This window comes from Methylobacterium sp. 13MFTsu3.1M2 (assembly GCF_900112625.1).
Lineage (GTDB): Bacteria > Pseudomonadota > Alphaproteobacteria > Rhizobiales > Beijerinckiaceae > Methylobacterium.
Genome location: NZ_FOMM01000009.1, coordinates 89,577 through 110,330 on the forward strand (window position 1 = coordinate 89,577; position 20,754 = coordinate 110,330).

Sequence of the window (20,754 nt, forward strand, 5' to 3'; positions counted from 1 at the left end):
GCATCGCCCATGCATCGCCACGGCCTGCGCATTCTGCTCGTCGACGATGACGCGGAGGTTCAGCGTGTCGTCTCCGGATACCTCGACGCGCACGGAGTCGACGTCGTCCCGGCGTCGACGCGGGCCGAGGCGCGCGGAGAGCTCGCGGATCCGTCGCAGTTCAACCTCGTGGTGCTCAATCTTCGCCCGGGCGCGGAGAACGGCCTCGACCTGCTGCGGGACCTGCGCGCGGTGAGCGATGTTCCCGTCATCCTGACTACGGCCCATCGCTGCGAGGAGTTCGACCGCGTGCTCGGCCTCGAACTCGGCGCCGACGACTACATCGTCAAACCCTACGGCCTGCGCGAATTCCTGGCGCGCGTGCGCGTCGTCCTCCGCCGCGTCGCGGCGCAGGCCTCGTCCCGACCGGCGGAGGCGCCGTGCCGGCGCTTCGACGGCTGGGTCCTGAACCGTCGACGCCGGCGTCTGATCAATCCCGACGGGGAAGAGGTCGTCCTGGGCAAGCGCGACTACGCGCTCCTGGCGGCGTTCCTCGACGCACCTCAGCGTCCGCTCAGCCGCGAGTACCTGCTCCAGGTCACCCGCGTCCACGACGACGTCTTCGATCGCTGCATCGACGTGCAGATCCTGCGGCTGCGCCGGAAGATCGAGCGCAGGCCCAGCGACCCGAAGCTGATCGTGACCCAGCGCGGGGTCGGCTACGTCTTCGCCGCCGCGGTCGAGAGCACATCCCACTAGGGCCGTCGCGAGCGGCGACCCTGGTGGAGACAGGGGTGCACGGCCCGCGCTCCCCCGTAGGCGACGAGCCGCGAAGGCGCGCGTCAGCCCTTCACCAGCTTGCACGTGCTCTCGGAGAGCGGCTGGAACGCTTGGTCCCCCGGAATCGTCTTCAGGATCTTGTAGAAGTCCCAGGGCCCCGTCGATTCCGCCGGGGACTTCACCTGGGCGAGGTACATGTCGTGGACCATGCGGCCGTCCGGGCGCAGCGTGGCGTTGCGGGCGAAGAAATCCTGGATCGGCAGCTCGCGCATCTTGGCCATCACCTTCAGGCCGTCATCCGTGCCGGCGGCTTCGGCCGCCTTCAGGAAGTGGAGCACCGCCGAGTAGTCGCCGGCCTGGACCATGGTCGGCATCCGCCCTCCCATCCGCTCGCCGAAGCGCCGCGCGAAGGCGCGCGTCTGGTCGTCCATGTCCCAGTAGAAGCCCGTCGTCAGGATCATGCCCTGCGCCGCCGGCAATCCGACGGAGTAGATGTCGGTCAGGAAGATGTTGAGCCCGCCCAGCCTCTGGCCACCCTGCAGGATGCCGAACTCGCTCGCCTGCTTGATGGTGTTGATCGTGTCGGCGCCGGCGTTGGCCATGCCGATGATCTTCGCGCCCGACGCCTGTGCCTGCAGCAGGTAGGATGAGAAATCCGGATTGGGGAACGGGTGCTTGACCGACCCGAGCACCGTGCCGCCCTTGGCCTTCACGACCCGGGTGACCTGCGCCTCCAGATCGTGCCCGAAGGTGTAGTCGGCCGTGATGAAGAACCACGTGTTCTTCGGATCGTCCGCCAGCGCCGCGGCGGTGCCGGCCGCGAGCGAGTGGGTATCCCACGACCAGTGGGCGCCGGTCGGCGAGCACGCGGCGTTGGTCAGTGCCATGGAGCCGGCGCCGGAGTTGATGTCGATCTTGCCCTTGCTGCGCGCGACCTCGCGCACCGCCAGCCCCGCGACCGAGGAATTGGTGTCGAAGATGGCGTCGACGCCCTCGGTATCGAACCACCGGCGCGCGATCGACGAGGCGATGTCCGCCTTGTTCTGGTGATCGGCGAAGACGAGCTCGACCTTCCGACCGTTGATCGGACGTCCGAAATCCTCGACCGCCAGCTGCGCGGCCGTCACCGAGCCGCGGCCGGCCAGATCCGAGTATCCGCCGGACATGTCGGTCAGGATGCCGATCTTGATGCCGCCATCCGCGTACTGCGCGGAGGCGGGCAGGGCGGTGAGGGCAGCGGCGCCGAACGCGGCGGCCGCCACCCAAGGACGACGGATCATTGTTTCCTCCCCAATCTCTTGTTCTTCAGCGGCTGCCCCGTACCGGAAGGCCGCCTGTCCTTCGAAACTGCGTTCCGTGGGTCTCAGAGATAGCTGCGGCCGTCCAGGTAGGCCTTGCGCCAGCGCCGGATCTCGACGCGCTCGAAGAGCCCGACCTTGTAGAACGGGTCCGCGTGGATGAGCGCCTCGGCCTCCGCGCGGGTCTCGACGTCGACGACGTAGAGGCCGCCGCCGGCGTCGCTCCCGTCGTCGTTCAGCTTCGCGCCGCAGGCCAGGAGCCGGTCCTTGATCCGGTCGAGGTAGAAGAGATGCTCCGCGCGGTTCGCCCTGCGGACGTCCAGGCTCCCGGCCTTGTCGAAGGTCTCGATCATGTAAGGCATGGCGGTGGTCCGGTCAGTTGGCCGCGATCGCGGAGGGATGCTGCGCCAGCGGCGTCACGCTGATCGCCATATACGGGTAGAGCGGTAGCGAACTCAGGACTTCGTGAAGTTCATCGTTTCCAGCCACGTCGAAGACACTGTAATTGGCGTACTGCCCGGCGATGCGCCAGAGATGCCGCCATCGGCCATCTTGCTGGAGCTTCTGGGCGTAGGCCTTCTCCTCGGCCTTCAGGCGAGCCGCGTCCTCCTTCGGGAGGGACGCCGGTATGTTGACCTGCATGTGGACCATGTAGAGCATGACGTCGAACCTCTGCCGCCGGCCGTGCCGGGGCGTTTGACCTGCGGTCTGCTGCGTCGCGAAGCGCCGGACGACGCCGACACGACGCCGACATGACGCCGAGACGCGGCCGAGACCGGCGCGGGGCTGCCGTACGCGCCGCGGCGCCCGATGGCCAGACCGGATCAGGCATCGGCCCGGATCAGGTCGGCGGCCTTCTCGGCGATCATGAACACCGCGGCCTGCGTGTTGCCGGAGACGATGCGCGGCATGATCGAGGCGTCGGCCACCCGAAGGCCGGCCACGCCGCGCACGCGCAGGCTGGGATCCGTGACCGAATCCGGATCGTCGCCCATGCGGCACGTGCCGCAGATGTGGTAGATCGTCTGGCCGTCGCGGCGGGCGAAATCGAGCCAGTCCGCGTCGGTCCGGCAGTCCGGACCGGGGTTGAGCTCGGCCCCGCGGAAGCGCTCCATCGGCGCCTGCGCGACGATGGCGCGGGCGATCTTCATGCCCTCGACCATCGCCCGGCGATCCTCCGCGGTGGCGAGGAAGTTCGGGCGGATGGCGGGCGGCGCGAGCGGGTCGGGCGACGCGGCGTGGATCGTCCCGCGCGATTCCGGTCGCAACTGCGTGACGCCGATCGTCATGCCGGGCAGGCGGTCGAGCTTGCGCTCGGCGGCGTTGGCGTAGCTCGCGTGCATGAAGAAGTACTGCACGTCGGGCCCGTCGAGCCCCGGCCGGGTGCGCACGAAGCCGTGGGCGAGACCGGTCCCCAGCGCCAGGATGCCCTGCCGGGTCGCGAGGTAGCGCGCCGCCGCGAGGCCGAGGCGCAGGCCGCGGGTCTGCTCGTTCAGCGTCACCGGCAGGCGCACGCGCCAGTTCATGCGCGTGCAGTAATGGTCCATGTAGTTGGCGCCGACGCCGGGGAGGGCGCGCCGCACGGAGACGCCGAGCCCTCTGAGGATCGCCGGATCGCCGAGGCCGGACAGTTCCAGGATCTGCGGGGTCTGGGCCGCACCCGCGGCGAGGATCACTTCCCCGCGGCAGCGGAAGAGCCGCTCGCGGCCGCCGACCAGAGCGGCGACGCCGCTCGCCCGACCCGCGTCGAAGGTCAACCGCAGGACGTGCGCGTCGGTCACGACGGCGAGGTTCGGGCGGGCCAGGGCCGGCCGCAGATAGGCATCGGCGGCGCTGACGCGCCGGCCGCGCCGCTGGTTCACCTGATAGTAGCCGAAGCCGTCCTGGCTCTCCGCGTTGTAGTCGGGATTGCGCGGGTAGCCTGCCGCCTGCGCGGCGGCGATGAAGGCCTCCGCGATCGCAGGACGTTCGGCCACTTCCGTCAGCGGCAGCGGACCGCCGCGGGCACGCAACGGTTCGCGGCCGCCCTCGTAATCCTCGAGCCTGCGGAAATAGGGCAGCACGTCCGAGAATCCCCAGCCGCGGCACCCGGCCTGCGCCCAGGCATCGTAATCCTGCGGCTGTCCGCGCACGTAGATCATGCCGTTGATCAGCGTCGACCCACCGAGGCCCTTGCCCCGCGGGACCGCGATCACCCGGCCGCCGGTCGCCGCCTCGGGCTCGGTCCGGAACCGCCAGTTGTAGGATGGGTGTTGGAGCAGGCGGCTGAAGCCCGCCGGGATCGCGACCCAGGGGCTGCGCGCCCGTCCCCCCGCCTCGAGGAGCAGGACCCGGTGCGTCCCGGACTCGGTCAGGCGGTTGGCCAGGACGCAGCCCGCGGTGCCGCCGCCCACGATCACGTAGTCGAACGCGCCGGCCGCGACGGCGTCGATGTCGGTCGGTCCCACGGTGCGCCCCAAGCTCAGTCCCCGGTTCCCGCCTCAGAGGGCGCCCATGTGGCGGGCCATCAGGGCGATCTGACACTCCAGCATCGGCAGGCCCTTCTGGACGCGGCAGCCCGCCCTCAGCGCGGCGGCGAGCAGCGGCGTAATCTCCGGATCCATGATCGCCTCGGCGACGAACTGGCCGGCGTGGAGGGCGCCCAGGTCGAAGGGGGCGGCGTCCTGCGGGCGCATCCCGAGCGACGTGCCGTTGACGAGGAGATCGTGCTCCGCCTGGACGCCTTCGGCCGCGACCGCCAGCCCGGGATAGGCGGCGCGCAGGCGCTCCGCCAGCGCTTTGGCGCGGTCGGAGGTGCGGTTCAGGATCGTCAGGCGGGCGACACCGGCCTCGGCGAGCGCGAAGGCGATGGCGCTCGCCGCGCCGCCGGCCCCTGCCAGCACGGCGCTCCGGCCGCGCGGCTCCAGGCCCGAGGCGCGCAGCGCCTCGACGAAGCCGATCCCGTCGAGCATCGTGCCGACCATGCGCCCGTCCGCCTCCCGCCGGACGCAGTTGACCGCCCCGATCTGCTCGGCCTCCCGGGTGAGGGCGTCGCACAGGCCGGTCATCGCGGTCTTGTGCGGGACCGTAGCGATGAAGCCGCCGAAATTGCGCAGGTGCCGCAGCCCGTCCATCACGGCGGCGAGGCCGTCCGCCGCCACGTGCAGCGGGACGAGGACGCCGTCCACGCCGTGGCGCGCGAAGAGCGCCCCCATCACCTCGGGCGCCTTCACGTGGTAGATCGGGTCCGCCAGGATCCCGTAGACCCGGGTCCGCCCGGTGATCCCGGTCGCGGTGACCGCACTGCTCATGGCCGTCCTCCCGTCCATCGCCTGTCCGACCGGTCCCGGCTCACGTCATGTAGAGGCCGCCGGCGACGTCGACGGTCTGGCCGGTGACGAAGCTGGCCTCGGCGGAGGTCAGGTAGAGGGCGAGATCGGCGACTTCCTCGGGGGCGCCGAGCCGGCCCATCGGGGTCAGGCGCACCTGCTCGTCATTGACGGCGCGGCCCACCGCCCGGACCATCGGGGTCTCGATCCGCCCCGGCGCGATCGCGTTGACGCGGATGCCGAACGGGCCGAGCTCGGCGGCGAGGTGCTTGGTGAGCCCGATCAGCCCGGCCTTCGAGGCCGCGTAGTGGCAGGCGACGATCGGCGAGTGGGTCTTGCCCGCCACCGACGACATGTTGACGATCCAGCCGCGCCCGGCCGCGCACATCGCGGGCGCCAGCGCGCGGACGGTGTTGAACGCCCCCGTCAGGTTGACCGCGACGACGCGGCTCCACTCCGCCGGGTCCATCTCCCAGACCCGGTGGGCCGCCCCGTCGTGCTTGGGCGAGATGCCGGCGTTGTTGACCACCGTGTCGAACGCGCCGCCCATCGCGGCGGCGGCCTCCGACAGGGCCGCCTCGACCGCCGCGTAGTCGGCGACGTCGAGCCGCATCGGCACGGCGCGACCGCCGGCGGCATCGATGGCCGCGACGGTCGCCGCGACGTCGTCCGGGTTCACGTCGGCCACGCCCACCAGGGCGCCCCGCGCGCCGAACCCCTCCGCGATCGCCCGGCCGATCCCGCGGCCGGCCCCGGTGACGAGGACGCGCCGGCCGGCGTGGCTCGGGCGCCGCGCGATCGCCTCGGCGTTCGTCTGCCGCTCGGTCATCTCAGATCCCCAGATAGGCGCGTCGGACGTGGTCGTTGTCGAGAAGGGCCGCGGACGCGTCGGCGAGGACGATCTCGCCGTTCTCCAGAACGTAGCCCCGGTCGGCCACCTGCAGCGTGTGGAACACGTTCTGCTCGACGATCAGGACGGTGGCGCCGGTCTTCACGATCCGGTCGACCACCGCGAAGACCTGCGCCACCACGATCGGCGCGAGGCCCAGCGAGGGCTCGTCGAACATCAGGAGCTTGGGACGGGCCATCATCCCGCGGGCGATGGCGACCATCTGCTGCTCGCCGCCCGAGAGGGAGCCGGCATTCTGGTCGAGGCGCTCGCGCACCCGCGGGAACAGGTCGAGCACGTCCGCGAGCGTCTCCGACTGGCGCTCGCGCGCCGCGCGGCGGTAGGCGCCCATCAGCAGGTTCTCCCGCACCGTCATCTCGGGGAAGAGCTGGCGCCCCTCCGGGATCAGGGTGACGCCGCGCGCCACCATCTCGTGGCCCGAGAGCCGGGTGACGTCCTCGTCCTCGAACAGGATCCGGCCGCGGGTGGGCTTCACCAAGCCCGCGATGGTCCGCAGCGTCGTCGTCTTGCCGGCCCCGTTGGCGCCGACGATCGTCACCACCTCGCCGGCGCGCACCTCGAGCGAGACGGCGTGCAGGATGCTGGTCGCGCCGTAACCGGCATCCACGCGCTCAAGCGTGAGCATGGGCGAACTCCTTGCCGAGATACGCCTCGATCACGGCGGGGTCGCGCACCACGTCCTGCGGGCTGCCCTGGGCGATGATCTGCCCGGAACTCAGGACGATCACCCGGTCGGAGAGCGCCATCACCGCCTGCATGACATGCTCGATCGCGATGATGCTGACGCCGGTGTCGCGGATCGACAGCATCAGGTCGATGGCGCGGCGCACGTCGGTCTGGTTGATGCCGGCCATGACCTCGTCGAGCAGCAGCACGCGCGGGTGCATCGCCATCACGCGGGCGACCTCGAGCCGCTTGAGGCCCCCGATGGTGAGGCCGCGCGCCTCGCTCCCGAGCCAGGGCGCGAGCCCCATCCGCTCGGCGGTCTCGCGCGCGACCGCCCGGGCCTCGCGGACGTCGCTGTGGCGGTGGAACGCGCCGACCATGATGTTCTCTTCGACCGTCATGGCCGCGAAGGGCTGCACGATCTGGAAGGTGCGGCCGACGCCGAGCGTCGCGAAATCCGACGGCCGGCCCGGCCGGTGCCACGTCCCGTCCGGCGCGCGGACGCTCACCGTGCCGGCATCGGGCTTGAGGAAGCCCGAGATCATATTGAAGACGGTGGTCTTGCCCGCCCCGTTGGGGCCGATCAGGCCGAGGATCTCGCCCTCCCGGAGCGTGAAGCCGACATCGTTGGTGACGTGCAGGCCGCCGAAGCGCTTCTGCAGGCCCTCGACCCGGATCAGGTCCGCGCCGACCGGCGGCCGCTCCGGGGCCCGCGGAACGGCCGGAACCGACGCCGCCTGCGCGCCGCGGCCGCCCGCGCGGGCCCGCGCGAAGCGGGACACGAGGCCCATCAGCCCGTTGGGCAGGAACAGGACGACGAGCACCAGAACGAGGCCGTAGACGAGGCCGTGGAGCCCCAGGGCCTTGGCGCCCAGCCAGCCGCGGGCCAGTTCGGTGATCGGCACGAGGAGCAGCGCGCCGAGGAGCGGCCCGAACACCGTGCCGAGTCCGCCGATCAGCGCGAACATCGCGATCTGGATCGACAGGGTCAGCGAGAACATCGCCGCCGGCTCGATGAAGGTCAGATACATGGCGTGGAAGGTGCCGACCATCGCGGTGAGCGCCCCCGACACCGCCACGGCGACGAGCCGCACCCGCACCGTGCGCACGCCCGCGGCGCGCGCGGCCGATTCCCGCTCGCGGGTGGCGACGAGATAGAAGCCGATCCGGTGGCTGCGCATCCACCACGCGACCGCCAGGGTCAGCAGGAGGAGCCCGAAGGCGATGGCCAGCGGCGGCCAGCGGTCCCGGAACACCATCCACGTCCAGCCGAACTTCAGCGGGATCATCAGACCGGTGGCGCCGCCGGTCAGGTCCCGGAAATGCAGCGCCAGGACGCGGAAGACTTCGAGGAAGGCGATGGTCGCCAGCGAGAAGAACGGCCCGTGCAGCCGGAAGCACGGGTAGCTGATCGCCAGCGCCACCAGCACGGCGAGGGCGGCGCCGGCCACCATGCCGATCCACGGGCTGATCCCGGCGCCGACGAGCAGCATCCCGCAATAGGCGCCGAGACCGTAGAAGATGCCGTGGCCGAGGGAGAGCTGGCCGGCGTAGCCGCCGACGATGTTCCAGGCGGTCGAGAGCGCGGCGAAGACGCAGATCGTGATGAAGACGTGGTAGATGAACGGGTTGCCGACCGCGACCGGCACCGCCACCAGGGCCGCGAGGACGAGCGCCAGCGCCGCCGCGCCCCGGCGCGGGAAGGCGGACGATGCGGCGGACGGTGCGGCGGACGGTGCGGCTGTCGGGGCCGCGGACGGTGCTGCGGCGAGCGGGATATCGGTCATCGCGGGCTCCCTCACGGCGAGACGTGGGACAGCCGCAGCTGCCGCCCGAAGAGGCCCGAGGGCTTCAATATCAGGATCGCCAGGAACACGCCGAAGACCGCGACCTCGCGCATGTCGGCGCCGACGTAGAAGCCCGTGACGCTGTCGATCAGGCCGATCAGGATCGCCCCGACGAAGGCGCCGCGGATGGAGCCGAGGCCGCCGAGCACGACGACCACGAAGGCGATCAGCACGAAGTAGGTGCCGCTGTTGGGCGAGGTCGGGTAGAGCGGCGCGATCAGCACCGCCGCCACCCCGACGCAGGCCGCGCCGATGCCGAAGGTCAGGGCGTAGATCCGGTCGACGTCGATGCCCATCAGCTCGGCCGCCGTGCGGTTCTGGGCGACCGCGCGGATCGCCCGGCCCGTGCGGGTGCGCGCCAGGAACATCTGGAGCCCCGCCACCAGCACGATCGCGGATCCGAGGATCACCACCTGCCCGAGCAGCACCCGGACCGGGCCGATCTCCAGCGGCTGGCGCAGGCCCGACGGCGGCGTGTTGGCGATGTCGGCGCCGAAGACGAGGAGGGCGAGGTTGATCAGCACCGTCGACAGGCCCACCGTGGCGAAGATCTGGATGTGATGGTCGCCCGCGGCGAGCAGGGGCTGGATCAGGAACCGCTGGGTGAGGGCGCCCAGCAGGAACAGGACCGGCACGACGAGGATCACCGCCGCGAAGGGGTGCAATCCGAGCCCGGTCACCGCGAGATAGGTCAGGTACATCCCGACCATCAGGAACTCGCCGTGGGCGAAGTTCACGACCTTCACGATACCGAAGATCAGGGTCAGCCCGACGCTGACGATCGCGAACAGGCCGCCGAGCATCACCCCGTTGGCGAGCACTTGGAGGAAGACGTCCATCCCGGATCTCCGTGGACCTGCGTGACGGCGGCGCTGTTACCTTCGGAGACCTGCGGTTACTTGCGCATCTCCATGGGCGCGACGGCGGCGCTGTCGGGATAGACCGTGACGAGCTTGCCGCCCTGCCACTGCATGCCCATCATCGCGGCGCGCTCGTTCTGGTTGTTCTTGCCGAACTTGAACCCGTAGCCGACCGCGGTGACGCCGTCCTTCACGTCGATGGCCTGGACGGCCTTGACGATGGTGTCGGGCTCGAAGCCCTTCGCCTTGCCGATGGCCTCGAGGATGAGCTTGGCGCCGACGTAGTTGTTCAGGGAGTGCCCGGAGCGCGGGGCGCTCCCGTACTTCTTCTGGTAGGCCGCGACGAAGTTCTCGATACCGGGCGTGTACTTCGTGTTGACGAGGTACTGTGTGAAATCCGTGTCGAGCACGCCCTCGATGACCTTATGGCCGACCGCGTCGGCGGTGGGCTGCATCGAGTAGCCGCCGCCGCCGCCGATGATGGCGCCCGGCTTGAAGCCCGCCTCGTTGGCCTGCTGCAGGAACAGCACGGAATCGTTCTGGTAGGACGTCTGGAGCAGGACGTCGATGCCGCGCCCCTTCAGGTCGAGGACGAGGGAGGACATGTCGACCGTCGAGGCGGGATAGCCCTGCGCGGTCACCACGTTGAGCTTGGCCTGGGCGGCGAACTTCTTCTGGAAGCCCGCCACAGAGGTGCCGTAGCTCGAATCCTCGTAGATGATGCCGATCTTCAGGTCCTCGGGCTTCTTGCCGAGCCCGGCGGCGACCTTGTTGACGATCATCTCCACCGCGAGCTTGGCCATGTCCTCGGCCGTCGGGTTGGTGCGGTAGAGGTATTGCAGCCCGCGCCCGGTGACCTCCTCGGCCACCGCGCCGAGCTCGAAATACGGGATGCCGGACAGCTCGGCCACCTGGCTCGCGGCGATGGAGCGGGCGGACGAGTAGGAGCCGAAGATCGCCGCCACCTTCTCCAGGGAGATGAGGCGGCGTGCCTCGCCGATCGCCTGGTTGTTGTCGATGGCGTCGCCGCGGGCGAGCACCACCTTCTGCCCCTGGACGCCGCCGGCGGCGTTGATCTCGTCGACGGCGATCTCGACGCCGCGGGCGCTCTCCTCGCCGAGCAGGGCGAGCTGCCCGCTGAACGGGAAGAGCGCGCCGAACTTCACGTCGGCGGCTCGGGCCGTCGTCGGTCCCGCCGCCTGGGCCGCGGCGCCCAGCACGAGGGCGGCGGCGAGTGCACGCGCCAGAACTCTCATCGTTTCCTCCCGTGTCAGTCGTCGACCCGGCGCTTCGCGCGCCTTTCGGTCGGGTCAATCGTCGGCGTCAGTAGGCGAGGGCGTCCTTGCCCTCGAAGCTGGTGATCGGCGGGTAGGCGCGCTGGTCGGTGATCACGTCGATCACCGTCACGGCGCCGCCGGCGAGCGCGTCGCGCAGCGCCGGTGCGAGATCCTCGGGGCGCTCGACCCGCGTCCCGGCACAGCCGCAGGCCCGCGCGATGGCGGCGTGGTCGACCGCCTCGAAGTCGCAGACGTCGGTGAAGTCGCCGAACAGGCTCAGCTCCGCGTGCTTCTGGTAACCGAGGATCTGGTTGTTCAGGACGACGACGGTGACCGGCAGCCGCATCCGCCGCGCCGTCTCCAGCTCCGACCAGACGTGGCCGAAGCCGCCGTCGCCGGTCACGCAGATCACGGGCGCGTCCGGGCGGGCGGCCTTGGCGCCGAGGGCGAAGGGCAGGCCCCAGCCGAGGCCCGCGATGCCGCGCGGCGTCAGGAAGCGCTGGCCGGCCTTCCGCGCCGTCAGGAAGTTGGCGATCCAGATCGAGGCGTAGCTCGCGTCGGCGACGACGACGGTCTCGGCGGTCGTCACCGCGTCGATCTCCGCCATGATCCGCTCCGGCCGGATCGGCGCGGCCTCCATGTCGACGAGGCGGGCCATGTCGCCGGCCTGGGCCTCGCGGGCGCGGGCGATCGTGTCGGCGAGCGGCGCGCGGCGGCCCTCCAATCCCGCGAGGTCGCGCTGCCGGAGCGCCTCGGCGAGGGCGGCGAGGGTCAGCTTGGCGTCGCCGACGAGGCGCAGGGCCTCGTAGTTGCGGCCGACCTCGCCCCCGTCGACGTCGAGATGGATGAAGCGGGCGTCCGCCGGGTAGAGCGACCAGCTGTCGGTGCCGTTCTGGTTGGTGCGGTTTCCGACGAGGAGGACGACGTCGGCCTCCGTGACGAGGCTGCGCAGATGGGACGAGCGCGCCCGCGGCGCCATGAAGTACCCGACGACGCCGACGGAGAGCGGGTCGGTCTCGGCGACGGCCCCCTTGCCCATCACCGTGGTGGCGACCGGCAGTCCGAGACCCTGCAGGGCGGCGAGTTCCGGGTAGGCCCCGGAGGAATGGACGCCGCCACCCGCGATCACGAGGGGACGCCGCGCGCCGGCGATCAGGTCCGCGGCCTCGGCGATCCGGGCCGGGTCGGCGATCGTGCGGTCGAGGGGGTAGGTGCCCAGGCTCGCCGACCGGCGCGGCGCGGCGGCCTCGAAGTCCGGCCGCTCGTCGAGGAGGTCCAGGGGCACCAGCAGCACCGCCGGCCCGGGCCGCCCGGAGGCCGCGGCCGCGAAGGCCATGTCGACGTAGTCGTCGATGCGCTCGGCGACCGCGACCCGGCGGACCCACTTGGCGACGCCCGCGAACAGGGCGAGGTGGTCCAGTTCCTGGAAGGCGTTCCGTTCGGTGAAGCGGCGGTGGACGTCCTGGACGATCGCCACGACCGGAATCGAGGCCTTCAGGGCTTCCGCGAGGCCCGGCACCAGCAGGGTCGCGGCGGGCCCGTTCTGGGCCGCGACCACCGCGACCCGGCCGGAGATCCGCGCGTAGGCGTCGGCCATGGCGGCGCCCGCGTTCTCGGTGCGGTAGCCGATCTGGCGGATGCCGTGGTGCGGCGCGGCCAGGAACAGCGCCGAGGGGATGCTCTGGCCGAACACGTCGCGGACGCCGTGCCGGTGGAGCGCGGCCGCGAGGGCGTGGGCACCGGTCATGTTGGCGCGCTCGGACATCTCGGACATCAGCGGCTCCCCTGCGCGGCGTCGCCCATCGACAGGACGATCTTCCCGATATGCTGGCCCGCATCCATGCGGGCATGGGCCTCCGCGACCCGCTCGAACGGGAACACGGAATCGATCGGCGGCCGCGCGCGGCCCGCCGCGAGCAGCGGCAGGACGTGCTCGGCGAGGGCCTCGGCGAGGCGCGCCTTCAGGGCCACCGGCCGGGCGCGCAGCGTCGAGCCCGTGAGCGTCACCCGCTTCATCAGCAGCGGCTGGAAGTCGATCTCCGCCACCCGCGAGCCCTGCTGGAAGGCGATCTGCGCGATGCGCCCGTCGACCGCCACGGCATCGAGGTTGCGGGCGATGTAGGGGCCGCCGACCATGTCGAGGATCACGTCGGGCCCGCTCCCGCCGGTGGCGGCCCTGGCCGCGGCGACGAAATCCTCCCGCCGATAATCGATGGCCGCGTCCGCGCCGAGCGTCAGGCAGGCCGCGCATTTCTCGGGCGAGCCCGCGGTGACGATCACCCGGGCGCCCCGGGCCTTCGCCAGCAGGATCGCCGTGGTGCCGATGCCCGAGGAGCCGCCGTGGATCAGGAGGCTCTCGCCCGCCTGCAGCCGGGCGCGCTCGAACACGTTGCTCCAGACGGTGAAGTAGGTCTCGGGGATCGCCCCCGCCTCGACCGCCGGGAGGCCCTCCGGCACGGGCAGAGCGACCGCCTCGTCGACGACGGCCCACTCGGCGTAGGCGCCGCTATGGACCAGCGCCATCACCCGGTCCCCGGTCCGGAAGCGGCCCGCGCCGGGCCCGAGCGCCTCGACGATCCCGGCGAGTTCGAGCCCGAGCACGTCCGAGGCGCCGGGGGGCGGCGGGTAGCGGCCCTCGCGCTGCATCACGTCCGGACGGTTGATGCCCGCGGCCTCGACGCGCACGAGCACCTGGCCCTGTCCCGGCTCCGGGCGCGGACGCTCGACGATCCGGAGGACCTCGGGACCGCCCTGTCCGTCGGCGATCACGGCTCGCATGCCCATGTTCATCGCTCCGTTTCCCGGCTCGCCGCCGCTTCCGGGAGAAGCAGCACCTTCATGGCCTGCCGGCTGCGCGCCAGCTCGAACGCCGCCCCGGCTTCCGCGAGGGGGCGGCGGTGGGTGATCAGCGCCTCCAGCGTCCCGGCATGCGCCGCGAGGAGCGCGAGCGCGGCGTCGAAGGCGCGCGCCGTCGTGTCGTGGGCCGCGCGCAGCTGCTTCTTGCTGCGCACGAAACCCGTCAGGTCGAGGTCGAGGGAGCCGGAATGGATGCCGGCCACCACCATCACGCCGCCCGAGCGCAGGACGGCCAACCCGTCACTGACCGACCGGGCGGAACCGGTCGCCTCGATCACCCGGTCGGCCTCCCCGTCGAAGGCGCGCCGGACGGCGTCGTCCAGGCCGATGCCGGCGAGATCGACCGTGTGGCGGATGCCGATCCGCCGGGCGAGGTCGAGGCGCGCGGCGTCGTCGAGCCCGGCGAGCAGCACGTCCGCGCCCCGATGCTGTGCCACGAAGGCGATGCAGAGGCCGATCGGGCCTGGCCCGAGCACCGCCACGCGGTCGCCGGGACCCACCTCCGCGACGTCCACCGCGTTGACCGCGACCGCCAGCGGCTCGGCCAGAGCCGCGACGGTCAGCGGCAACCCGTCCGGCAGGCGGCGGCAATTGTCGGCCGGGACGACGACCTGATCGGCGAAGGCCCCGTCGGCGTGCAGGCCGACGATGCGGCGGCCCTGGCAATCCTGCGGCCGCGCGGCGGCGCAGGCCGCGCAGGCGCCGCACGGCACCGTCGGCCAGCAGGTGACCCGGTCGCCGACCGCGAGCGCGGTCACGCCGTCCCCCACCGCCCGGACCGTCCCGGAGAACTCGTGACCGAGAGTGACCGGCATGAACGCGGTCATGAACCCGTAGCCCGGGGTCCACTCGAAGGCGTGGACGTCGCTGCCGCAGATGCCGGCCGCGGCGACCGCGACGGTGACGCGTCCCATGCCCGGGGCAGCGGGCGCATCGACGTGGACGAGGTCCGCCCCGAAGGCGGCGGTCGCCTTGCGCAACGCAAGCATTTCCGTCCCCTGTCTCCCGCCGAGCCTGCCGGCCCGGCGGCCTGCCTCGCGGCACGTGCCGTCGACGCTAGGCGTAATTTGTTATAACAAACATCGGACGAAGGGGAGGAATATGTCAAGCGCTTCGGCGTCCGAACCGGAAACAGGCGATATCGTGCCGGACTGGGTCCGTCCGATCGTCAAGGAGAGCCTGAGCGAGCGGGCCTACCGCGAGTTGCGCGTCGCGCTGATGCGCGGGCAGTTGCGACCCGACACGCGCCTGCGGCTCCGGCCGATGTCGGCCCGGTTCGGCATCAGCGCGACTCCCATGCGCGAGGCCCTCCTCAGGCTCGTCGCCGAGAAGGCCCTCGCCCTCGACGCGCGCGGCAGCGTCGTCGTGCCCCGCCTGACCTTGGATCAGCTCCTGGAGATCCGGGCGATCCGCACCGATCTCGAGGGGCGTGCCGCCGCCGCTGGGGCAGCCAGCCGCGCGGCCGAGGTCGACGACCTCGAGGCGATCCACGCGCAGATCTCGCACTGTCACGCGAGCCGCGACTTCGCGCGGGCGGTGAATCTCAACACCGAGTTTCACCTGACGCTGTGCAGGCTCGGGCAGATGCCGATCCTGTACGAGATCGTGGAGTTGCTGTGGGTGCGCTGCGGCCCGATCCTGTCGCACCTCTACGATGACGGCGTCCCCGACTGGGAACCGCACCCTCATCGCCGCATCATCGACGCCCTGCGCCGCGGTGACCCGGAGGCGGCCCGGGATGCCGTGCGCGAGGACATCGAGCGCGGCGGGAGCGGCCTGTTCGCGCATGTCCGCGCGGCCGCCACAGGGTGATGACCGGCTCGCGGAGAGTCCACGAGCGATCGATCGGTGGCCGAAGCAACGAGCCGACCTCGGCGGCCACTGCCCCGAAGGCGCCGGCGAAGACCGGCCCGCGGTTGCGGAACGCCGGAGCTCGATTATCGTGCCCCCATGCGCGCCGATCTCGCCGTCCTCGCTCTGGTCTTCGCCGCCACGGGCGCGCGCGCCCAGCAGCAGCTTCCGACCGTCCCGGAATTGCTGACGGCGGAGGCGAACGCCGCACGCGCCTGCGAGAGCACCGGCGATCCCGCCATCACGCGGGAGCAGTGTCGGCTGCGCGATCGGCTGAGCGGACGCCTGGCGCAGGCGGGCTATTGCTGGGGCCGCAAGGGGCAGGCGGACGAGAAGAAGGAATGGCACGCCTGCCAGCCGGACTCGATCTACGAGGATGATATCGAGGCCGTGCAGCGCTGAGCGGCAAACTTCGTCGTCGAACGCGGCCCGACACCCGAAGGTCTGTATGCCGGGCTACAGCAGGACACCGTTCCGCAGAACTGACGGCGCTGTGCGCGAGTCGTAGCTGTGGTGCTGCGCGGCGTTCACGGAGCCGCCGGCATCGAACTGGACGCATCACCTGAACGCCCGCGCTTCAACGTCCATCCGAGGAACAGAATTAGCATTGCTCGCACGATCGGACCAATGAACAAGTCATTATCTCAATAAAACTGTCGTTTTCCTCAAAACACTAGATCCAACGGCGTGAAATCTCCACGACATCGCCGTCTCGAAGTACACGAAAATTCTTGAAACGCTCATGCGGAGTGTTAGACCGCCATCGTTGCTCGAGACTCCGACTACGATACGGTCGCCATCGATGATTCACACGATCAAAGGTAGGCTTTTCGCGCTTCTCGCGGTGCTCGGTACACTCCTCGTAGGATCAGCAGCGCTCAGCAATTACGCGCTCTACAGAGATTTCCGGGGCCTCGAATCGATCTACGCCGACAGGGTCATGCCGCTCAGCCAGTTCGGCGCGATGCGCGATGCCTTCGATGCCATGCTGACCGCGACGCGGGATTTCGAGTTCCACGCGATTCAGGCGGCCGAAGCCGTGACGATCCTCGATCGCCAGCTGGCACGGGCGAAGGAAGCCTGGTCCGCTTACCTGACCACGTACCTCACGCCCGAGGAGGCACAGCTCGTCGCGAGCCTGACGACGCGATTCGATCGAGACGTGGCGATCGTCACCGACCTCGTCCGCGCCTTGACGAAGGGGGACCTCGACGCTGTGGCCGCGACCCGGATCGATCTGCTCCGCGCGATGGGTCCGACGACGGCGACCATCGGCGAGTTGTCCGACCTGCAGGTCCGCGAGGCCCGCGCCGAGTTCGAACGCGCGGACGCGATGGCGCGGCGCCTGCGAATCCTGCTCTTCGCGACACTCGCCGGGGCCGCGCTCGCGGTCGGGTACGGCATCTGCGTGATCCTCGTCCAAGTCACCCGCCCGATCGCGCGGACCACGGCGACGATGACCCGTCTCGCCGCGGGCGATCTCGACGTGCGGATCGACGGTGCGGACCGCGGCGACGAGATCGGCGCGATGCTCAAGGCTGTCCAGGTCTTCAAGGACGCGCTCGTCGCGAAGCGCGCGACGGATGCTGCCGCCGCCAACGAGGCGGCCGCGAAGGCGCGCCGCGCCGAGACGTTGGACAGCGCCACCGCGGCGTTCCGTGCCCGGATGGATCGCCTGACCGAGGCGCTGTCCGCCAGCGCCTCGTCCATGGAAGCCGCCGCCGCGACGATGGACCGGAGCGCCGGCGAGACCGCGACGCAGCTGCTCCAGGTGTCCTCGGCGGCCGAGCAGACAGCGGTCAACGTTCAGACCGTCGCGGCGGCCGGCGAGGAACTGGCCACGTCGATCGGGTCCATCAACGGCCAGATCACGCGCTCCTCGGACATGGCCCGGCGCGCGGCCACTGAGGCGTCGGAGACGAACACCCTCGTGATGAGCCTCGCCGACGGCGCCGAGCGGATCGGGACCGTGGTCAGCCTGATCGCCGGGATCGCCGCGCAGACGAACCTGCTCGCGCTCAATGCCACCATCGAGGCGGCCCGCGCCGGGGAGGCGGGACGCGGCTTCGCCGTCGTCGCCACAGAGGTCAAGGCGCTGGCGGCGCAGACCGTCCGGGCGACCGAGACGATCTCCGAGCAGGTCGCGACCATTCAGAAGGAGACCCACCGCGCGGTCGACGTCATCCAGGCGATCACCGCCGCTGTCCTGGACCTTCGGACCATCGCCACGGGCGTCGCGGCCGCGATGGAGGAGCAGGAGGCGGTGACGCAGGAGATCGTGCGGAACGTCAGCCAGGCCGCCGACGGCACCCAGGCGGTCACGGTCACGATCGGGCGCATCACGCAGGCCGCGGGCGAGACCGGCCGGACCGCGGCCGCGGCCCTGGACGCGGCCACCGCCCTGTCGCGACAGTCGGAGACCCTGAACGCGGCGGTCGCGGAGTACCTGGCGGCGGTGCGGGCCGCCTGAGGCGACACGCTCAGGGGCCGGGCGATCCGGGAAGCGGTGGCAGCCGCATCAGGGGCTCGCCGACCCGCAGGATCGATCCGACGGCGAGCCCGGGGCAGAGCGTGAAGCCCGGAGGCGTCAGCACCACGATGGTGGAGCCGTGCTCGAACCAGCCCATCTCGGCGCCCTTCGCGAGGCGCGCCGCGGTGGGCTGGGTCCGTCCGCCCGTCTCGCGCAGGGCGAGACCCTCGGGCAGGAAGCCGAGCCGCAGCCCGGCAACGAGGATGGCCGCCACCGGAACCAGCGTCACCGCGTGGCCGCCCTCCGCGAGGCGCAAGCGCAGGACGGCGCGCTCGTTCCGACAGAACAGCGCCTCGACGCGTTTCAGGGCGATCGGATTCACGTTCCAGGTGTCGCCCCAGATATGGCGCACCGACTCGACCCGCAGGTCGTGCGGCGCGTGGAATCGATGGTACATCCCGGCCGTCAGGCGCAGGGTGGCGTAGCTGCCGCCCTCGTGGGCGCGCGCCAGCGCGACGTCCCCGCCGAGCAGGTCGGCGAGCGGGTAGGACAGGCCCTTGATCTGGAACAGGCGTCCGGCCTCGATGCGCCCATGGGCCCCGAGAATCGCGTCGCTGGGGCTCGTGAGCACGGCCGGATCGGCCGCGATCGGCCGCGCACCGGGACGCAGGGCGCGCACGAAGGCGGCGTGGAGGCTGGGGAAGCGTGTCTCCCGCGCGTCGCGGAGGTCGACGTCGCAGAACAGCCGCCAGGTCGATATCGAGAGGTCGCGGATCAGCGGCTGCTCGATCCGGCTGAACCAGCCCATGAAGCGGGTGGCGAGACGGCGCGGCAGGCGGTTCGTCAGCAGGAAGTTGAGATCCTCCTGCGCCCCGACACGCGCCAGGACCGTCCGCAGCCGGGATCCGGAAACCGTCATCATGCCGTGAACCGCCTCCGGTAGGGCGCGGGGCGATGTCCGCGCTCCTCGTCACCCTGTCCGCCACCACCGTCGCCGCGGTGCTCGCCCTGCCACGGGCGGCCGAGCGCCTGCAGCTCTCCCGGGCGAAGCATCGCTCGCTCACCGGCCACGCCCGCATGGCCCGGCGCGTCGCCGGGCTGATCCCGAACTACGCCTACTCGGAGCGCGCCTTCTTCCGGTCGGACGATCCGGACGAGGCGGTGGCGCGCCGGCGCGAGGCCGGCTTCGCGCGGCTCTCCGACCTGTTCCGGGCGCGCTTCGCCCGGACACGCGCCGAGACCGAGGCGGTCCGCGACGGGCTCTCCGATCTCCAGTTCACCGGGCTCTACCGGGTGCCGTTCCAGTACGCCCGGCACGTGCGCGCCCATCTCGGCACCGGCGCCTTCGCGGCCGCCGCCGCCGGCGTCACCGTCACGGACCTCGACGGGAACGTCTTCTACGACCTCGCCGGCTCCTACGGCGTGAACCTGTTCGGCGTCGATTTCTATCGGGCCTGCCTGGAAGAGGGCGCGGCGCGGGTCTCGGCCCTCGGTCCCGTGCTCGGGCCGCTCCACCCGGTCGTCACCGGCAACGTCGCGCGGCTGAAGGCGATCTCGGGCCTCGACGAGGTCTCGTTCCACATGTCCGGGACCGAGGCGGTGATGCAGGCCGTGCGGCTCGCCCGCTACCACACCGGCCGCCGCCGGATCGTCCGCCTGTGCGGCGCCTATCACGGCTGGTGGGGCGAGGTGCAGCCGGGCATCGGCAACCCGGTCCCGACCCGCGACACGCTCACCCTGGCCGACATGTCCGAACGGACGCTGCGGGTGCTCGCCGGCCGCCGCGACGTCGCCTGCGTCCTGGTCAACCCGCTCCAGGCGATGCACCCGAATGCCGGCGCGCCGGCCGATTCCGCGCTGGTCGACAGCGGCCGCAGGGCGTCCTTCGACCGCGCCGCCTACACCAAGTGGCTCCACGACCTCCGGGCGGTGTGCAGTGCCCGCGGCATCGTGCTGATCCTCGACGAGGTCTTCCTCGGCTTCCGGCTGGCCCACGGCGGCGCGCAGGCGTATTTCGGCGTGCGCGCCGACATGGTCACCTACGGCAAGACCCTGGGGGGCGGCCTGCCGGTCGGCGTTCTCTGCGGGCGCGCCGACCTGATGCGCCGGTACAGAGAGGACCGGCCCGTCGACATCTGCTTCGCGCGGGGCACCTTCAACGCCCATCCCTACGTGATGGGCGCGATGGGCGCGTTCCTCGACCGGCTCGAAAGCCCGGCGGTGACCGCACTCTACGCCGACCTCGACGCGACCTGGGACGCGCGCGCGCGTCACCTGAACGCCCGGCTGGCGGAGGCCGGCCTGCCGGTGCGGGTCGCCAACATGTCGACGGTGTGGACGGTCCTGTACACCGAGCCGTCGCGCTACAACTGGATGCTGCAATTCTACCTGCGCGCCGAGGGGCTGGCCCTGTCGTGGGTCGGGACCGGCCGGATGATCTTCAGCCTCGCGTACGACGACGCGGCCTTCGAGGCCGTGGCGACGCGCTTCGAGGCGGCGGCGCGGGCCATGCGGGCGGACGGCTGGTGGGACAGCGGCGCGCCGAGCGACAGGGCGATCCGCCGGTCGATCCTGCGGGAGGTCGCGGCCATCCGCCTGGGCGGCCTCGGGGCCCGCCTGGGCCTGCGGGCACCGGATCTGGGCTGATCCGGC

19 protein-coding genes are annotated in these 20,754 nt (G+C 71.4%); 5 read left to right on the forward strand and 14 right to left on the reverse strand.

Translation table 11 applies throughout. The annotated features are described in order from the left end of the window. The first annotated feature begins 9 nt into the window (after positions 1-9). A complete protein-coding gene (locus BM314_RS09885; protein WP_091978016.1) occupies positions 10-738 on the forward strand; it encodes a winged helix-turn-helix domain-containing protein in 729 nt (242 codons plus the stop codon). 83 nt (positions 739-821) lie between these two features. Here the strand turns inward: BM314_RS09885 and BM314_RS09890 are convergent, their stop codons facing one another. From BM314_RS09890 to BM314_RS09950, 13 genes are all read right to left on the reverse strand, one after another. After that, positions 822-2,039 carry an ABC transporter substrate-binding protein gene (locus tag BM314_RS09890; RefSeq protein WP_042675772.1) on the reverse strand — a complete coding sequence of 406 codons (1,218 nt, stop codon included), beginning with the start codon at positions 2,037-2,039 and terminating at the stop codon, positions 822-824. 83 nt (positions 2,040-2,122) lie between these two features. Beyond that, positions 2,123-2,419, reverse strand: a complete 297-nt coding sequence (locus BM314_RS09895; protein WP_091978017.1) for a YciI family protein — start codon at positions 2,417-2,419, stop codon at positions 2,123-2,125. A 13-nt stretch (positions 2,420-2,432) separates the two neighbouring features. Continuing rightward, positions 2,433-2,717, reverse strand: coding sequence for a muconolactone Delta-isomerase (gene catC, locus BM314_RS09900; RefSeq protein WP_091978018.1), 285 nt, complete (start codon positions 2,715-2,717; stop codon positions 2,433-2,435). 164 nt (positions 2,718-2,881) lie between these two features. After that, on the reverse strand, positions 2,882-4,504 hold the full coding sequence (locus tag BM314_RS09905) for a GMC family oxidoreductase (RefSeq protein ID WP_091978100.1): 1,623 nt from the start codon (positions 4,502-4,504) through the stop codon (positions 2,882-2,884). Between the two features lie 33 nt (positions 4,505-4,537). Further along, complete coding sequence (locus BM314_RS09910) at positions 4,538-5,347, reverse strand: shikimate dehydrogenase family protein (RefSeq protein WP_091978019.1); 810 nt, start codon at positions 5,345-5,347, stop codon at positions 4,538-4,540. A 40-nt stretch (positions 5,348-5,387) separates the two neighbouring features. After that, positions 5,388-6,194 carry a 3-oxoacyl-ACP reductase FabG gene (fabG, locus tag BM314_RS09915; RefSeq protein ID WP_091978020.1) on the reverse strand — a complete coding sequence of 269 codons (807 nt, stop codon included), beginning with the start codon at positions 6,192-6,194 and terminating at the stop codon, positions 5,388-5,390. Position 6,195: 1 nt separating this feature from the next. Beyond that, positions 6,196-6,900 (reverse strand): ABC transporter ATP-binding protein, encoded by a 705-nt coding sequence (locus BM314_RS09920; RefSeq protein WP_020091696.1) that lies wholly within the window; start codon positions 6,898-6,900, stop codon positions 6,196-6,198. Further along, positions 6,887-8,728, reverse strand: a complete 1,842-nt coding sequence (locus BM314_RS09925) for a branched-chain amino acid ABC transporter ATP-binding protein/permease (protein ID WP_244539907.1) — start codon at positions 8,726-8,728, stop codon at positions 6,887-6,889. The genes BM314_RS09920 and BM314_RS09925 overlap by 14 nt, the downstream gene beginning before the upstream one ends. 11 nt (positions 8,729-8,739) lie before the next feature. Further along, entirely contained in the window at positions 8,740-9,627 is an 888-nt protein-coding gene (locus tag BM314_RS09930; protein ID WP_091978021.1) for a branched-chain amino acid ABC transporter permease, read from the reverse strand. A 56-nt stretch (positions 9,628-9,683) separates the two neighbouring features. After that, positions 9,684-10,904 carry an ABC transporter substrate-binding protein gene (locus tag BM314_RS09935; RefSeq protein WP_091978022.1) on the reverse strand — a complete coding sequence of 407 codons (1,221 nt, stop codon included), beginning with the start codon at positions 10,902-10,904 and terminating at the stop codon, positions 9,684-9,686. Positions 10,905-10,971: 67 nt separating this feature from the next. Then, on the reverse strand, positions 10,972-12,699 hold the full coding sequence (locus BM314_RS09940; protein WP_091978023.1) for an acetolactate synthase catalytic subunit: 1,728 nt from the start codon (positions 12,697-12,699) through the stop codon (positions 10,972-10,974). Continuing rightward, positions 12,699-13,715, reverse strand: a complete 1,017-nt coding sequence (locus BM314_RS09945) for an NAD(P)H-quinone oxidoreductase (protein WP_091978024.1) — start codon at positions 13,713-13,715, stop codon at positions 12,699-12,701. The genes BM314_RS09940 and BM314_RS09945 overlap by 1 nt, the downstream gene beginning before the upstream one ends. Continuing rightward, the gene (locus tag BM314_RS09950; protein ID WP_091978025.1) at positions 13,712-14,770 is read right to left on the reverse strand and encodes a zinc-dependent alcohol dehydrogenase; all 1,059 of its coding nucleotides are present in this window, start codon (positions 14,768-14,770) and stop codon (positions 13,712-13,714) included. Before BM314_RS09950 ends, BM314_RS09945 begins: the two co-directional genes overlap by 4 nt. Before the next feature lie 112 nt (positions 14,771-14,882). Between BM314_RS09950 and BM314_RS09955 the strand changes: the two genes are divergently transcribed. The 3 genes from BM314_RS09955 to BM314_RS09965 all read left to right on the forward strand — a co-directional run bounded on the left by BM314_RS09955 (position 14,883) and on the right by BM314_RS09965 (position 18,102). Further along, a complete protein-coding gene (locus tag BM314_RS09955) occupies positions 14,883-15,593 on the forward strand; it encodes a GntR family transcriptional regulator (RefSeq protein WP_026604719.1) in 711 nt (236 codons plus the stop codon). A gap of 138 nt (positions 15,594-15,731) precedes the next feature. Then, the gene (locus BM314_RS09960) at positions 15,732-16,034 is read left to right on the forward strand and encodes a hypothetical protein (protein ID WP_020091704.1); all 303 of its coding nucleotides are present in this window, start codon (positions 15,732-15,734) and stop codon (positions 16,032-16,034) included. A gap of 400 nt (positions 16,035-16,434) precedes the next feature. After that, complete coding sequence (locus BM314_RS09965) at positions 16,435-18,102, forward strand: methyl-accepting chemotaxis protein (RefSeq protein WP_091978026.1); 1,668 nt, start codon at positions 16,435-16,437, stop codon at positions 18,100-18,102. Positions 18,103-18,112: 10 nt separating this feature from the next. On the opposite strand, the gene asd is transcribed toward BM314_RS09965, so the two are convergent. Further along, complete coding sequence (asd, locus tag BM314_RS09970; RefSeq protein ID WP_091978027.1) at positions 18,113-19,024, reverse strand: archaetidylserine decarboxylase; 912 nt, start codon at positions 19,022-19,024, stop codon at positions 18,113-18,115. A 32-nt stretch (positions 19,025-19,056) separates the two neighbouring features. On the opposite strand from asd, the gene BM314_RS09975 reads away from it, so the two are divergent. Beyond that, on the forward strand, positions 19,057-20,748 hold the full coding sequence (locus BM314_RS09975) for an aminotransferase class III-fold pyridoxal phosphate-dependent enzyme (RefSeq protein WP_091978028.1): 1,692 nt from the start codon (positions 19,057-19,059) through the stop codon (positions 20,746-20,748). Positions 20,749-20,754: the final 6 nt, after the last annotated feature.

Coding starts and splice junctions, on each gene's coding strand:
- BM314_RS09885 (WP_091978016.1), top strand. CDS start 10: ATGCATCGCCACGGCCTGCGCATTCTGCTCGTCGACGATGACGCGGAG.
- BM314_RS09890 (WP_042675772.1), bottom strand. CDS start 2,039: ATGATCCGTCGTCCTTGGGTGGCGGCCGCCGCGTTCGGCGCCGCTGCC.
- BM314_RS09895 (WP_091978017.1), bottom strand. CDS start 2,419: ATGCCTTACATGATCGAGACCTTCGACAAGGCCGGGAGCCTGGACGTC.
- catC (WP_091978018.1), bottom strand. CDS start 2,717: ATGCTCTACATGGTCCACATGCAGGTCAACATACCGGCGTCCCTCCCG.
- BM314_RS09910 (WP_091978019.1), bottom strand. CDS start 5,347: ATGAGCAGTGCGGTCACCGCGACCGGGATCACCGGGCGGACCCGGGTC.
- fabG (WP_091978020.1), bottom strand. CDS start 6,194: ATGACCGAGCGGCAGACGAACGCCGAGGCGATCGCGCGGCGCCCGAGC.
- BM314_RS09920 (WP_020091696.1), bottom strand. CDS start 6,900: ATGCTCACGCTTGAGCGCGTGGATGCCGGTTACGGCGCGACCAGCATC.
- BM314_RS09925 (WP_244539907.1), bottom strand. CDS start 8,728: ATGACCGATATCCCGCTCGCCGCAGCACCGTCCGCGGCCCCGACAGCC.
- BM314_RS09930 (WP_091978021.1), bottom strand. CDS start 9,627: ATGGACGTCTTCCTCCAAGTGCTCGCCAACGGGGTGATGCTCGGCGGC.
- BM314_RS09935 (WP_091978022.1), bottom strand. CDS start 10,904: ATGAGAGTTCTGGCGCGTGCACTCGCCGCCGCCCTCGTGCTGGGCGCC.
- BM314_RS09940 (WP_091978023.1), bottom strand. CDS start 12,699: ATGTCCGAGATGTCCGAGCGCGCCAACATGACCGGTGCCCACGCCCTC.
- BM314_RS09945 (WP_091978024.1), bottom strand. CDS start 13,715: ATGAACATGGGCATGCGAGCCGTGATCGCCGACGGACAGGGCGGTCCC.
- BM314_RS09950 (WP_091978025.1), bottom strand. CDS start 14,770: ATGCTTGCGTTGCGCAAGGCGACCGCCGCCTTCGGGGCGGACCTCGTC.
- BM314_RS09955 (WP_026604719.1), top strand. CDS start 14,883: ATGTCAAGCGCTTCGGCGTCCGAACCGGAAACAGGCGATATCGTGCCG.
- BM314_RS09960 (WP_020091704.1), top strand. CDS start 15,732: ATGCGCGCCGATCTCGCCGTCCTCGCTCTGGTCTTCGCCGCCACGGGC.
- BM314_RS09965 (WP_091978026.1), top strand. CDS start 16,435: ATGATTCACACGATCAAAGGTAGGCTTTTCGCGCTTCTCGCGGTGCTC.
- asd (WP_091978027.1), bottom strand. CDS start 19,024: ATGATGACGGTTTCCGGATCCCGGCTGCGGACGGTCCTGGCGCGTGTC.
- BM314_RS09975 (WP_091978028.1), top strand. CDS start 19,057: ATGTCCGCGCTCCTCGTCACCCTGTCCGCCACCACCGTCGCCGCGGTG.